Here is a 13,292-nt window from a genome sequence, read left to right as displayed (position 1 = left end):
TAAACATTCGTGCCAATCGGACGATACTCTAGTAGCTATATTGACCCATCACCAGGAGGAATCTATATGAGTTCTACGAAACGCAATCAATTGATGCTCGTCACCACGTTCGTCATCGTCTTGACGTCTGTTATCGTCCATCTGCTCCACCGCTTCACGGATTTTGCCTATACGTACACCGTGCTCCGAAACGGTGCCGTCGGCTACGCATATCCCATCGCGACATGGGTCCTGTTTGCAGTCCCAATCGTACTATTGATCGCCATGGTCGTCAGCCAGCGCGTAAAACCACATCTTTTCCCGTACTTGATGATGCTGACGCTCACGTTCGCGAGCATCTCGACCGTCGCCGGTGGGCAAGGGCTCGTCGAATATCATTTCTCGATTTTCGTCGTCTTGGCGATTTTGTCGTTCATGCGCCGCATCGATTTGATCGTCTACAGTACGGTCATCTTCGCCGTGCAACATCTCGCTGGATATTTCTTGGTTCCTGAAATCATTTGCGGGACGGCCGATTATCCGTTCAGCCTGTTGCTCGTCCATGCGATCTATCTCATCCTACTGAGCGCCGTGCTTATCGCGCAGATTCACTTCCGTAACCTCGAGTCGTCGCGTGTCAAAGTACAGGAAGATGAGACGCACCGTCTGTTACAGCAAGCCGTCACCGACGCCAGTCAACTCGTCATGACATTGAAGACACATGCGACCGAACTCGAGACGGCAGCCAACCAGTCGCTCCAGTCCGGGGAACAAATCGCCGTCACCGTCGATCCGATCGTCGCCCACGCGACCGAGCAAGAGACGTCGATGAACCACGGGGCCGAGGAAATTCAATCGATTCGCTCCCTCACGGCGCTCATCCAAGAACGGATGGCCCAAACAGCTGCCGCTTCGTCACGGATTGCGGCCGACGCCATCGCCGGGGACGGCGACATGCGACGGATGGAGGCGAAAGTCGAAGAAATCATTAGCGAATCGGAACGACTCGAACGCGTTGTCACGACGATGTCGAACCGATCGACCGAAATTCAAGCCATCCTGCAGCACGTCGAGACAATCAGCGACCAGACGAACATGCTGGCTTTGAACGCCTCGATTGAAGCCGCACGGGCGGGTGACGCCGGTCGTGGTTTCGCCGTCGTCGCTTCTGAGGTCGGCAAGCTCGCCGTCCAGTCCCGAGATTATGCAGCCGAGATGACCCGCGTTCTCGGTGGACTGATGGACGATACGATCGTCGTCCGCGATTCGGCACAGTTATTCAAACGCGCGACCGAGAACTGTCAAACCGTCTCGGCCGATGTGACGGCCGTGTTCCATCGTTTGACCGAAGACGTCTCTGAAATCGACGGTCAAATCAGTTCGATTCAAGAGACACGTCAACGCGTGACGTCTCAGATGGAGACGCTCGAGGCGCGCCTTGCGACGACAAAACGAGCGGCGAGCGAACTGCAGCAACAGATTCAGCACGTCGCCGCCGCGACCGAAGAACAAGTCGCCATCCAAAAAGAGTTGAGCCACATGTCGGATCGCCTCGCCTCGACCGCGAGCACGTTAGAAGATGTGACCGGTCAGCTCGAAGCCCGAGCGAACTAAAAAACAGACCGCGAATGTGGATTCGCGGTCTGTTTTTATGAATGGCTGAAGAATGAAATTTTTGCAGTCGACCGAATGACGAGTACCGATACGAGCATAAGGATGGCCGCGATTCTAAAGCCCATATCCCCGATGACATTGAATTCATATCTCAACCCGAAAAGTATTGCTAATCCGAGGACAACGGCCATTAGAAACATCATGTTTTTCATGTGATTGATCCTTCCTATGTACATCTATGATTATCCATTTCTTGTTAGTATACCGGATGGGGATGACGTGTGCACAAATATGTGAAGACAAATCACTAATATTCATCAAAAAACGTCACGTTCTCGATTATCGAAAACGTGACGTCACTATTATCGTTTATAACGTTGATACGAGCTTTTGAAGCGCCTCTTTGAGCGGCGTCACCGGACGACCGAGCACCAACTCGAAATCGTTCGACTCGACCTCGAGCGAGCCGTTGCGGATGCTGTCTTGAATGCCGACGACGATCGGAATCGCTCCTTCCGGCACCCCGGCGCCGCGCATGACGCCAGCGTAAGCGTCGTTACTCACTTCTTGAAGGGTCACTTCACGCCCGAGCACTTCACTGAGCGCCTCGACGAGTTCGGCTTGCGTATGGAGCGGACCTGACAATTCGAAGATGTCTTGTTCGAAATCGTCTGCCATCAAAACGTTCGCGATCGCTTCAGCGTAATCTTCTTGTAGCGCCCAACCGACTTTGCCGTCACGGGCTGCCGTCACCCAAGGTGCGCCAGCAAGCACACCTTGAATGCTACCAAGTTCGTTTTCTAAGTACCAGTTGTTGCGCAAGAACGCGTGAGGGATCCCCGTCCGCTCGATTGCTCCTTCCGTCTCGACATGTGGCGGTGCCATCAAGTTTTGGCTCTCTGTCGCGTCGGCGAGACTCGTATAGGCGATGAACGATACGCCTGCGCGCTCGGCTGCTTCGACAGCGTTCGCATGTTGACGGATGCGCGTGTCGTTGTCCCCGTCCGCCGAGATGATGAGCAGTCGTTCGACACCTTTGAACGCTTCATCGAGCGTCTCGGGCTTGTCGAAGTCCCCATGTCGCACATCGACACCTTTCGCTTTCAGTGCTTCCGCTTTCTCCGGATTGCGGACGCTGACCGCGAGTTCACTTGCGGGTACCGACTTGAGTAACACATCGACAATTTTCGAACCGAGTTTCCCGGTTGCACCTGTGACTAAGTATTTCATAAATCATTTCCTCCTTTTAACCTGTAATTAAATCAGTTACATGTAATCATCATAGTTACAGCATCTTCGTTTGTCAATTGTTTGTTCCCTGTTATACTAAAGATGTAACCAATTCGCTTACACGACTGTGCAGAAAGGTGGTAGCCTATGTCCATCAGTAGCCGTTTCGCGGTCGGCATTCACATCTTGACGTTGATCGAGGTCAACAAGGACGGCGTCACCTCGTCTGACTTTTTGGCCGGCAGTGTCAACACGAACCCGGCCCTAATCCGAAAAATCATGGCCATGTTGAAGAAGGCCGACTTGATTGAAGTGAAGCCTGGCGTCGCCGGAGCCAAACTGACGAAAGACTTGAACGAGATCTCGCTCTATGACGTTTATCGCGCCGTCAGTGTCGTCGAGGAGAACGAGTTGTTCAGTATCCATGACAACCCGAACCCGGCGTGCCCCGTCGGCCAACATATCCAATCCACAATCGAACCGATTTTCATCCACGCCCAATCAGCGATGGAGTCCGTATTGAAGCACGTGACCCTCGCCGATGTCGTGAACGACGTCGCCACGAAAAGCCAAGCAACCTGAAGAGAGGTTGCTTGGCTTTTTTTCAGATGAGTCGATACTTTTTGAAGCTGTTAGAAAGCCCGTCCTGATCACAGGCGTCCGTCACGTCGTCTGCGACGCGTTTGACCTCGGGTTTGGCGTTGCCCATGGCGACACCGACCTTGACGTATTCAAGCATCTCGATGTCATTCAACCCGTCCCCGTAGGCGAACGTCTGCGCTCGCTCGAGACCTAGATGTTCGAGCAGCGTCGCAATCGCCGTCGCTTTGTTGACGCCCGGGATGGACAGCTCCCCACTGTTGGCCCCGAATACGGCGACCGTGCTCGGGATGACGGTGAAACGAGATGCGAACTCTTGTTGGATGACGTCGAGCGGGACGGATGAGCCGAGGAACGAGATTTTGTTCACGTCGGGACGGATGAGGTCGACCCCTTCCATCATTGCGTCATGGAACGGTTTCAAGCCGCGCTCGATTGTGGCACTCGCCTCCGGATTGTTCGCCATCAACTCGTCAATCATCGTCGCCACCCGTGCCTTGGCGTTGCCGCCGGCGAACAGGCCGTCGTTCGACTCAAGATAGAAATCGATGCCGTGTTCCGTGAAGAAGGAGATGAGGTGGCTCAAATCATCGACGGAGACTTGTTGATGGTACAACACTTCTTCCTCGAGTTCGATGTAGCCGCCGGCTGCCCCGATGATGCCGTCAAAGCCGACGTCGAGAATGTCCGAAAACAGCTCCGCCTTCGAGCGCCCGGTCGACAAGAAGACGAGATGGCCGTTCTGTCGCGCCTGCCGGACGGCCTCTTTGGCCGATTCCGGGATGTTGCCGTGGTCATCGACGAGCGTGCCGTCGACGTCTAGAAAGATGATGTGTCGCATAATATCCTCCCTTTTTGTCCTGAACACAAGAAAAACCTAAACCAGACGCAACACGTGCGCCCAGTTTAGGTTTTGCCTGGCAATCCAGTAACAATCCTGATGTATGTCGTTTTCCCCTCAAGCATACCGCTCGCGCATTTCCTTTGTCAAAGCTGTCGTTGTTGCCGCACGTCGGCCCGTGGCGACAGCCCGAACAACCGGGCATACTCGCGGCTGAACTGTGATTGACTCTCGTAGCCGACCTGGAACGCCGCCTCGCCAACGTCCGTCGCCTGCATGAGCAACAGCCGTCTCGCCTCTTGGAGCCGTAACTGTTTTTGGAATTGGAGCGGGCTCATCGCCGTCACTTCCTTGAAATGACGGTGGAGCGTCGAGACGCTCATATTGGCGATGCGGGCCAACTCTTCACTCCGAATCGTCTCGTTGAAGTTCGCGATGATGTGGTCGATGACCCGTTTGATCCGGAACGCCTGACTCCCCTCGAACGCCAACTGACGCAGCATCTCCCCGTTCGACCCTTGCGCCACCCAATACAGGAGCTCGCGCTTATAAAGCGGCGCGAGTGCCACATGATCCGGTGTGTCGACGAGACGAGCGAGACGGAGCGCGACATCGAACAACGCCTCGTCGGCATCGGCGATATACATGCCTCGTTTCGGTTCACGCGGCTCGGTCAGCTCGACGTGCCCGACGGCATCGATCAAGTCGTCAATCGTCAACTCGAGTTTCAACGCCACGTATGGGACGTCTGCGCTCGCTTTCGTCACTTGTCCCGTCACAGGCAAGTCGACCGAAGCGACGAGGTAATGCCCGCCCTCGTAGACGAGCCGTTCGTCACCGAACAACATCTCTTTCCCCCCCTGCAGGATTAGGCAAAATGACGGTTCATTGACGCGTGTGATCGGTTCGGTCACCATCGATTCATGAATGAACGTCATCGCCGGGACGATCGTCGGATGCACCCCGTCCCCCGGTATGTGTCGTGTGATGACGTCAATCAGTTGCAGTCGTGTCTCGATGTCGTTCACCCTCCCTCTGGATTCTCCCCTTCAGTATACGGCAGATCGTTTTCTTGGACGAGCCCTGTCCAACCTGTTGAGAGGATTAGGCAAAAACACGACATGAACGCGCTAACGCCCGCCCCACATCTCGCGTCATACTGGTGGCAAAGGAGGGGAATCGACATGGAAAAGACGTATCACGTGACGGTCGAACGTGGCTTCGCGACATTGCTCACCCGTTGTGCGCATTTCGCACTTGCCCATAACGTGGTGATTCGGCTCGATTCATTCCGACTTGAACCGACGCCAGAGGCACTTGTCGAGGCGCTAGCGCTTCCGATCGGCACCCATACCGAATTACGATTGACCGTCAACGACGACAGCACCGTGGATGAGTTCGAACGGTTCCTCTCCACGTATCAACTTTGAAGGAGGCATTTTCATGGAATACGTAAAACTTGGCAATACGGGACTCGATGTCTCAAGGCTCTGTCTCGGCTGTATGGGCTTTGGCGACGCGAACCGATGGATTCATGACTGGGTACTCGATGAGGCGGCGACCCGTCCGATCATCAAACAAGCACTCGACCTCGGTATCAACTTCTTTGACACGGCAAACATCTACTCGAAAGGCACGAGCGAGGAATACGTCGGACGTGCGCTTCGGGATTATGCGAACCGGGACGAGATCGTTCTCGCGACAAAAGTTCACGGTCGAATGCACGACGGTCCGAACGGTGGCGGCTTGTCGCGGAAGGCGATTCTGTCGGAAATCGATCATAGTTTGAAACGGCTCGGCACCGATTACGTCGACCTGTATATCATCCACCGCTGGGACTATGACACACCGATCGAAGAGACGATGGAGGCGCTCCATGACGTCGTCAAATCCGGGAAGGCCCGCTATATCGGTGCATCGGCAATGTACGCCTGGCAGTTCCAAAAAGCGCTCCACGTGGCGGAACGGAACAACTGGACCCGGTTCGTGTCGATGCAAAACCATTTGAACTTGATTTATCGGGAAGAAGAGCGTGAAATGCTGCCGCTCTGCCGGGAAGAGAAAATTGGGGTCACACCGTACAGTCCGCTCGCCTCGGGCCGATTGACCCGCGACGTGTCGACCGTGACCCACCGCTCCGAGACGGATGTGATTCAACGTTCGAAGTATGACGCGACGATGGACGCCGACCGGCTCATCATCGAACGGGTCGCCGCAATTGCCGAGACACGGGGCATCACGCGGACACAGGTCGCTCTCGCCTGGCTCTTGCAACAAAATACTGTCACGTCGCCGATTGTCGGGGCCACGAAAGCGCGTCATTTGGACGAGGCGGTCGGTGCGTTGGCCGTCACGTTGACGCCAGACGAGATGGCCTCGCTCGAAGAACCGTACGTGCCGCACGCGGTCGTCGGCGCAATTTGAATCGAAATTCAACCTCAAGTCGTATAGGCGAACTCCTTGCCGTCGGGTAAAGTAGACAGAGATGTCATGATACGCAAGGAGAAATGATTTATGGAACAATGGATTCAACAAATGATTGAACAGTTCGGTTATTGGGGCGTGCTCTTCCTCATCTTTATCGAGAACGTCTTCCCACCTATCCCGTCCGAGCTCATTTTAATATTCGGCGGCTTCTTCACGACGACGACCACGCTTACACCCGTCTGGATGATTCTCGCCGCGACGGTCGGTGCGGTCATCGGAGCTATCGTTTTGTATAGCGTCGGATTATTTTTCGACAAGGAGCGTCTCGAGTCATGGGTCGCACGTTACGGCAAACATCTCTATTTGAAAGTGGATGACGTCCGCATGGCCGATCGCTGGTTCGACCGCTTTGGACCGAAACTCGTCTTTTTCGGTCGATTCGTCCCCGTCGTCCGCAGCCTCATCTCGATTCCGGCCGGCATGTCGAACATGCCGTTCGTCAAATTTTTGATGCTGACGACACTCGGGACGCTCATTTGGAACACGGTGCTCATCTTTGTCGGCGTGTACGTCGGGGAGAATTGGCAAGTGTGGCTCGGCCATATCGAGACGTATTCGCATGTCCTGTATGGCGTCCTCGCCGTCATCCTTCTCGGACTAGGCGCTTTCATCGTCCGGGTCATCTGGTCACGTCGCTCTGAACAGCGTTAAGTTTGCACACTCCGAAATCGATTCGGAGTGTTTTTTTGTGGAATCGCAGTTTACCCTCTTGACTTTAAGTTCTTATGACCTTAAATTGAATATATAGAGTTCATGTGAACTTAAAAGGAGGAATTGTTGTTGACCCTACTCATCGCCTTTTTGGCACTCGTCATCTTCATGCTCGCGCTTGACCTCGGGGTGTTCCACCGCAAGGCACACGAAGTCTCGCTCCGCGAGGCATGGACATGGACGTTCGTCTGGATCGGGATCGCCATCGCGTTCGGCGGTTGGTTGTTCTACTCGCAAGGCAGCACGGTCGCGACCGAATATGCGAGCGTCTACTTCATCGAGAAGGCACTCGCCATCGATAACGTGTTCGTCTTCTCGCTCGTGTTCGCCTACTTCGCGATTCCGCTCAAGTATCAGCACAAGGTGTTGTTCTGGGGCATTCTCGGGGCAATCTTCTTCCGGGCCGTCTTTATCGTGGCTGGCGTCTCGCTCTTAGAGAACTTCGGTTGGGTCTATTACGTGTTCGGTGCCTTCCTCATCTACACAGGATGGATGATGTTCAAGAACATCGGCAAGGACGAATCGCTCGAAGAGAACAAGACGATCCGTTGGCTCGAGCGCCGCTTGCCGATCACGCAAGACATCTCGTCTGGTAAGTTCACGAAACGCATCAACGGCAAACTGTTCTTCACACCACTCTTCATCGCGCTCATCTTCATCGAGCTGTCGGATATCGTCTTCGCCGTCGACTCGGTCGCGGCCAGCTTCGCCTACTCGCGTGACCCGTATATCATCTTCTATGCGAACATCATGGCGATTCTTGGACTCCGTAGCCTCTACTTCGTCCTCGCCAACTTGATTGACCGCTTCTACTACTTGAAGCACGGGCTCAGCTTCATGCTCGTCTTCATCGGGGCGAAGATGGTATTGGGCGACGTCTACAAGATGCCGATTTGGATGTCGCTCGGCGCCATCGTCCTCGTCATCTTGATCAGTGTCGTCTATAGTTTCTATAAAACGAAACCTGGTCAGAACAATCACGTATAACAAAAGGGAGATGTGCTAGCCTCCCAGGTGGTTCACTTCTCAATCGTGGGTAAACCTTTAGTCTAGCAAACACAGAAAAGTTGGTTACAAATGTTTGACCGTATGGGTGATGTGAGTATTGGACTCGTCTTCGGGATCGTGTTGATGCTTTTGTTCAACAGTCTTTGGGGACTTGGGGTCGGTGTGATGTTAGGAATCTTCTTCCTCGTCGCACCGCGCTCGACAAACCGCCGTACTAGAAAATATATACCGCAAATACGCTAAACCGGGGCAATCGCCTCGGTTTTTATTATGTATACTGAAGAAAACCCATCTAGGAGGACCTATGGATTATTCAACGACAGAACTGACGGAAGCGAAACGTCAAATCGATTCGATTCTCCATAAACTGCACGAGACCGTGAAAACGCTCGAGGCGAAAGATCACCCCGAGCGTTACAAATCACAACTGACACTCGCCAAACGGCGCATCCGGGCGCTTACGATTGCCGTCGCATTGATCGAGGCCCAACTTCATCCGGACACATGACAACAGCGACCGCATCACTCGGTCGCTGTTGTTGTCGATTTAGCTTCTTTTGCTGCTTCCTCTTCTTCTTTTTCTAACTCTTCAATCAACCGCTTCATCTCTTCGATTTCACGTCGTTGTGCTTCGATGATATCTTCTGACAGCTGCTTCACGCGTGGGTCTTCAATCTCGGCCCGCTCGCTCGTCAAGATAGCGATCGAATGGTGCGGGATCATCGCCTTCATCCAACTGACGTCATCGACCGTCGTCTGGCTCCGGACGAGCCATAGCGAGAGCCCGAACACGAGCGCGCTCACACCTAAGATGACGGCGTTCAACTTCTTGTTTTTGTACATGCCCCACATGAACAACAACATGACGAACGCCATGACCGAGCCCATGATGAGCGCCATATACAAACGTGTCTGACTGAAGAAGACGTGGTCGAGTTGGAACACGTTCAAATACATGAGCCAATACATGAGGAATGTCGACACGAGAATCATCACTCCGAATTTTGCGTAAGGTTTCATCGTCTACTCCTCCTTTGCTGATGGTCTGTCTACACAATTGATTGCCTAATCCATTTTTGTTAAAACATCGAGACCTCATGCACGACACGAGACCTCCTCTCATTTCACTTCTTTTTCACAAACAAGGGCTATACTGTCAAAATGGACTTTGCCGACAAAGGAGAAATTCGAAGTGTTGAAAACCTTGCAAGACCTGTTGACAGAGCTGAAACAGCTCGTGACATGGACGTATTTAGACAACCCTGCCGAAACGATGATTGAGGGCATTTCCTTCTCCTCAAAAGAAATTAAACAAAATTTTTTATTTGTTTGTATCTCAGGCTATCGCCATGATGGCCATGACTACGTGAACGAGGCGATTCATAACGGGGCGGTCGCCATCGTCGCCGAACGTCCGATTGAGGCCCGGGTACCTGTCATCTATTGTAAAGATACGAAACATGCCCTCGCCGAACTCGCCAGTGCGTTTTATGACCATCCCTCGACGCGACTTCGTCTGCATGGCGTCACCGGGACGAACGGAAAAACGACGACGACGGCGCTCGCCCATCAATTGTTTGATCACGTCGGCATGTCAGCCGGACTCATCGGCACACTCGGCATCACGTACGCCGGGAAGACGTTTCAGACACCGAACACGACGCCTGACCCGTTGACCATCAATCGCCACCTTCATGCCATGGTCGAGGCCGGTGTCACCGATTGTATGATGGAAGTCTCATCCCAAGCCATCGCGGAGGCACGGATTGCCGGCTTGGAATTCGAGACGACTTCATTCCTCAACCTGTCCCACGATCACTTGGACTATCATGGGACGATGGAGACGTACGCCTACACGAAAGCCCAGTTGTTTGCACAGTTGACGGAGTCTGGATGTGGGATCGTCAATGAAGATGATCCGCATCACACGCTCATGCTGTCGATGGCACCGTCCGCCGCCAACTCGTTTTTGTTCAGCCGTCAGTCGACTGCCGCGGACTTGGTCGGGCATCGAAAAGACGAGCAGTTCATGCTCGAATTGGGTGACGAAGCGGTCCAATCTCCCCTCCCATTCTATGAGGACTATAACCTCGATAACACGTTGTGCGCCATCAGCATCGTCCTGCAAACCGGGGTTCCGTTGGCAGAGGTCCTTCCTCATGTTAAGAAGTTGACGTTGCCGAGCGGACGCCTCGAACGAGTGACCGGAATCGAACAATCGGTCTATATCGACTATGGACATACGCCGGACGCCATCAAACAAGTCGTGACGGCATTGACGGCCCGCTATCCTCGTGTACTCGTGCTGCTCAGTGCTGCCGGCGAACGTGACCGAATGAAGCGAAACATCATGACAGAGGTCGTCGTTGCTTCAGGCGCGGATATGATTTTGACGGTCCATGACCCACGTCACGAAGATCCGCAACAAATCCTTGACGATTTGGCGACGGGACAATCTGCCGAGCTTGCACGTTTCGACGAACGCGAAGCAGCCATCCGGTTCTTCTGCGAACGGATGGACGGCTACGACTGTGGTGTCTTATTCGGGAAAGGGCATGACCGCGTCGAGCGCATCGGAGACGAGGCCGTACCGTTCGACGAACCCGCACTCGTCCGACTGTTTCTGCAATCGCCCGAACTGCCCTGAGGGACAAGGAGAACGTTCCCCTTCTCTCGAAACCGTTACGTAGACGAGACGGCTCAGAATCATAGGAGGACCATATATGAAAATTTTGATTGTCGATGACGAAATGAAAATGAGACGATTGCTCCGCCTATTCTTAGAAGGCGACGGCTACACCTGTATCGAGGCCGCTGACGGACGAGAAGCGATGGAACGGATTTCCGAACGTCCGGACTTAGTGATGCTCGACATCATGATGCCCGGCGTCGATGGGATCACGTTGTGCCGCCAAATCAAGGCGCTCGATGCCGAACTGCCCGTCGTCTTGTTGACGGCCCGCTCGGACAGTGAGACAACGATCCGCGGGTTGGACGCAGGTGCCGACGATTATGTCACGAAGCCGTTCGAAGGAAATGTGCTCCTGGCCCGGATTCGTGCGGTGTTGCGACGGAGCCGTGTCACCAATGTGAACTACGGACAGCTGCGCTATGAAGAAGCGAGCGGACGGATTCTCTATCAAGAACAAGAAGTCGTCATGACGCCGAAAGCAACGGCCATTTTGAAACTGTTCTTGCAACATCCGAACCGGCTATATAACCGGATGGATTTATACGACTTGGTGTGGCCCTACTCGTCCGAGTCGGACCCGCGCACGGTCGATGCCCATATCCGCATGATTCGCGACAAACTCGGCGAGGCCGGCTTCCCGATTGACGATTATTTGAAGACGGTGTGGGGCCGCGGCTATCGCTGGACCGAGGAGCGGTCGGACTCATGACATTCCGACGCAACAGCCTCCCGTTCCGAATCAGTCTGATTTTTTTATTGACGACGTTATTGATTGAAGGTGTCTTGTTCTTATTGCTCTACCATACGCTCCTGGGTGAACGTGTCGTCGAAGAGATCGACCGGCTCGAATCGAGAGCGGAAAGCCATGCGAGCGTGCTGGCGATGAGTTTTGACGAGGAGACGATCGACCACGTCGCGACGATGGAGAGCGAGACCGACACGAAAGTCGCCATCACCGCACCCGACCACTCAATTCTACAGACATCCAACCGCTTCCCTGACCCACTCTCGATGCTCGTCCAAGCTGAAGCAGAGCGAGGGGATGCCAATATGACGACCGTCCTCGAAGACGATTGGGAGAACGAGCCGTATCTCGCAGTACGGACCCCGATTGATGCAATGGAAAATGACACCCGTTACGGGTATGTGTATATGTTTCTACCGACCGAGATTATTCATGGCATCAGCCATCGGCTCCAACTCCGGTTTCTTTATATCACCGGCATCGCCCTCGTCATCACCATCATGACGTTCGTCTTGCTGAGCCGGTTGATTTCAAACCCGATTCAGCTGTTGCGCCGAGCGACCGAGGATGTCTTGACGAATCCCGAAACGTTGACCCTGCCGACGTCCCGAGAAGATGAGATCGGAGAGTTGGCCCGTTCAATTGAAGCGATGTCGCTTGAACTGGATCGTCTCCGGAAAGAACGAAATCAGTTCTTGTCGGACCTCGCCCACGAGATTAAAACGCCGCTCACGTATCTGCAAGGATATGCCGAAATCGCATCCAAACCGCAGACGCCAGAGTCGTTAAAAGAACAGTCGATTCAGACGATTCTCGAAGAGAGCCAAGCGTTGACCGAGCTCGTCGAGAACGCGTTCCAGCTCGCCCAGTTGGACGAGAACACGTTCACGTTGCATCGCGAACCCGTGGCCGTCGATGCGCTCTGCGACGATTTGCAACGCGTGCTCACCACGATGTTCCGAGTGACACCGATCGCGTTTGCTAGTAGCACCGATTGCTCCTCCAAGGACGTCGTCTTACAGTTAGATCGACATCGCATCTTACAAGTGTTCCGCTCCATCGCCCACAACGCGATTCAACATAGCGAGGCACGCCACGTCCAATTCGATATGCAACTTACGGATGAAGCTCTCCACTTCACGATTCAAGACGACGGGAAAGGTATCCCTCAAGAAGATCTGCCTTACATCTTCGATCGTCTGTACCGGGTCGAAAAATCACGCTCCCGTCGTACGGGTGGCAGTGGACTCGGGCTTGCCATCGCCCATCAAATCATCCGGTTGCATGATGGTACGTTGACCGTCGCCTCTGATTCATCTGGGACGATGTTCACCATCACGCTTCCGCTCCACTAAAAAAATCCGGCACCTGAGCTCAGGCGCCGG

Annotated in this window: 14 protein-coding genes; 10 read left to right on the top strand and 4 right to left on the bottom strand. The window is 53.9% G+C overall.

Going from position 1 to position 13,292, the window contains the following annotated elements:
• Positions 1 to 66: 66 nt before the first annotated feature.
• Complete coding sequence (locus tag KNP68_RS04085) at positions 67 to 1,593, top strand: methyl-accepting chemotaxis protein (RefSeq protein ID WP_214756146.1); 1,527 nt, start codon at positions 67 to 69, stop codon at positions 1,591 to 1,593.
• Between the two features lie 369 nt (positions 1,594 to 1,962).
• Here KNP68_RS04085 and KNP68_RS04080 read toward each other — a convergent pair whose 3' ends face one another.
• Positions 1,963 to 2,823, bottom strand: a complete 861-nt coding sequence (locus tag KNP68_RS04080) for an SDR family oxidoreductase (protein ID WP_214714407.1) — start codon at positions 2,821 to 2,823, stop codon at positions 1,963 to 1,965.
• A 147-nt stretch (positions 2,824 to 2,970) separates the two neighbouring features.
• On the opposite strand from KNP68_RS04080, the gene KNP68_RS04075 reads away from it, so the two are divergent.
• Positions 2,971 to 3,405 carry an Rrf2 family transcriptional regulator gene (locus KNP68_RS04075; RefSeq protein WP_214798717.1) on the top strand — a complete coding sequence of 145 codons (435 nt, stop codon included), beginning with the start codon at positions 2,971 to 2,973 and terminating at the stop codon, positions 3,403 to 3,405.
• A gap of 22 nt (positions 3,406 to 3,427) precedes the next feature.
• On the opposite strand, the gene KNP68_RS04070 is transcribed toward KNP68_RS04075, so the two are convergent.
• Together KNP68_RS04070 and KNP68_RS04065 are read right to left on the bottom strand one after the other, a co-directional pair.
• A complete protein-coding gene (locus KNP68_RS04070) occupies positions 3,428 to 4,264 on the bottom strand; it encodes a Cof-type HAD-IIB family hydrolase (protein WP_214798714.1) in 837 nt (278 codons plus the stop codon).
• A 146-nt stretch (positions 4,265 to 4,410) separates the two neighbouring features.
• Complete coding sequence (locus KNP68_RS04065; RefSeq protein ID WP_029594733.1) at positions 4,411 to 5,292, bottom strand: AraC family transcriptional regulator; 882 nt, start codon at positions 5,290 to 5,292, stop codon at positions 4,411 to 4,413.
• A gap of 156 nt (positions 5,293 to 5,448) precedes the next feature.
• Between KNP68_RS04065 and KNP68_RS04060 the strand changes: the two genes are divergently transcribed.
• The 5 genes from KNP68_RS04060 to KNP68_RS04040 all read left to right on the top strand — a co-directional run bounded on the left by KNP68_RS04060 (position 5,449) and on the right by KNP68_RS04040 (position 8,978).
• A complete protein-coding gene (locus tag KNP68_RS04060) occupies positions 5,449 to 5,694 on the top strand; it encodes a hypothetical protein (RefSeq protein WP_021066188.1) in 246 nt (81 codons plus the stop codon).
• A gap of 13 nt (positions 5,695 to 5,707) precedes the next feature.
• Positions 5,708 to 6,688, top strand: a complete 981-nt coding sequence (locus KNP68_RS04055) for an aldo/keto reductase (RefSeq protein WP_029594732.1) — start codon at positions 5,708 to 5,710, stop codon at positions 6,686 to 6,688.
• Positions 6,689 to 6,778: 90 nt separating this feature from the next.
• Positions 6,779 to 7,402 (top strand): DedA family protein, encoded by a 624-nt coding sequence (locus KNP68_RS04050; protein WP_131471393.1) that lies wholly within the window; start codon positions 6,779 to 6,781, stop codon positions 7,400 to 7,402.
• Positions 7,403 to 7,531: 129 nt separating this feature from the next.
• The gene (locus tag KNP68_RS04045) at positions 7,532 to 8,449 is read left to right on the top strand and encodes a TerC family protein (RefSeq protein ID WP_131471394.1); all 918 of its coding nucleotides are present in this window, start codon (positions 7,532 to 7,534) and stop codon (positions 8,447 to 8,449) included.
• A gap of 325 nt (positions 8,450 to 8,774) precedes the next feature.
• Complete coding sequence (locus KNP68_RS04040; protein WP_131471395.1) at positions 8,775 to 8,978, top strand: hypothetical protein; 204 nt, start codon at positions 8,775 to 8,777, stop codon at positions 8,976 to 8,978.
• A 14-nt stretch (positions 8,979 to 8,992) separates the two neighbouring features.
• Here KNP68_RS04040 and KNP68_RS04035 read toward each other — a convergent pair whose 3' ends face one another.
• Positions 8,993 to 9,490 (bottom strand): DUF305 domain-containing protein, encoded by a 498-nt coding sequence (locus tag KNP68_RS04035; RefSeq protein WP_128123443.1) that lies wholly within the window; start codon positions 9,488 to 9,490, stop codon positions 8,993 to 8,995.
• A 172-nt stretch (positions 9,491 to 9,662) separates the two neighbouring features.
• On the opposite strand from KNP68_RS04035, the gene KNP68_RS04030 reads away from it, so the two are divergent.
• The 3 genes from KNP68_RS04030 to KNP68_RS04020 all read left to right on the top strand — a co-directional run bounded on the left by KNP68_RS04030 (position 9,663) and on the right by KNP68_RS04020 (position 13,262).
• Positions 9,663 to 11,117 carry a UDP-N-acetylmuramoyl-L-alanyl-D-glutamate--2,6-diaminopimelate ligase gene (locus KNP68_RS04030; protein WP_131471396.1) on the top strand — a complete coding sequence of 485 codons (1,455 nt, stop codon included), beginning with the start codon at positions 9,663 to 9,665 and terminating at the stop codon, positions 11,115 to 11,117.
• Positions 11,118 to 11,193: 76 nt separating this feature from the next.
• Positions 11,194 to 11,871 (top strand): response regulator transcription factor, encoded by a 678-nt coding sequence (locus tag KNP68_RS04025; protein WP_029594726.1) that lies wholly within the window; start codon positions 11,194 to 11,196, stop codon positions 11,869 to 11,871.
• A complete protein-coding gene (locus KNP68_RS04020; RefSeq protein WP_214756126.1) occupies positions 11,868 to 13,262 on the top strand; it encodes a sensor histidine kinase in 1,395 nt (464 codons plus the stop codon). The genes KNP68_RS04025 and KNP68_RS04020 overlap by 4 nt, the downstream gene beginning before the upstream one ends.
• Positions 13,263 to 13,292 lie beyond the last annotated feature (30 nt).

It is taken from the genome of Exiguobacterium sp. s50 (assembly GCF_018618175.1).
GTDB classification, from domain to species: Bacteria; Bacillota; Bacilli; order Exiguobacteriales; family Exiguobacteriaceae; genus Exiguobacterium; species Exiguobacterium chiriqhucha.
The sequence above is the reverse complement of the archived record's forward strand: the minus strand, read 5'-3'. Positions and strand labels throughout refer to the sequence as shown.

Bases quoted from the DNA above. Each gene is read 5' to 3' on its own strand.
- KNP68_RS04085 (WP_214756146.1), top strand. From the start codon at position 67: ATGAGTTCTACGAAACGCAATCAATTGATGCTCGTCACCACGTTCGTC.
- KNP68_RS04080 (WP_214714407.1), bottom strand. From the start codon at position 2,823: ATGAAATACTTAGTCACAGGTGCAACCGGGAAACTCGGTTCGAAAATT.
- KNP68_RS04075 (WP_214798717.1), top strand. From the start codon at position 2,971: ATGTCCATCAGTAGCCGTTTCGCGGTCGGCATTCACATCTTGACGTTG.
- KNP68_RS04070 (WP_214798714.1), bottom strand. From the start codon at position 4,264: ATGCGACACATCATCTTTCTAGACGTCGACGGCACGCTCGTCGATGAC.
- KNP68_RS04060 (WP_021066188.1), top strand. From the start codon at position 5,449: ATGGAAAAGACGTATCACGTGACGGTCGAACGTGGCTTCGCGACATTG.
- KNP68_RS04055 (WP_029594732.1), top strand. From the start codon at position 5,708: ATGGAATACGTAAAACTTGGCAATACGGGACTCGATGTCTCAAGGCTC.
- KNP68_RS04050 (WP_131471393.1), top strand. From the start codon at position 6,779: ATGGAACAATGGATTCAACAAATGATTGAACAGTTCGGTTATTGGGGC.
- KNP68_RS04040 (WP_131471395.1), top strand. From the start codon at position 8,775: ATGGATTATTCAACGACAGAACTGACGGAAGCGAAACGTCAAATCGAT.
- KNP68_RS04035 (WP_128123443.1), bottom strand. From the start codon at position 9,490: ATGAAACCTTACGCAAAATTCGGAGTGATGATTCTCGTGTCGACATTC.
- KNP68_RS04025 (WP_029594726.1), top strand. From the start codon at position 11,194: ATGAAAATTTTGATTGTCGATGACGAAATGAAAATGAGACGATTGCTC.
- KNP68_RS04020 (WP_214756126.1), top strand. From the start codon at position 11,868: ATGACATTCCGACGCAACAGCCTCCCGTTCCGAATCAGTCTGATTTTT.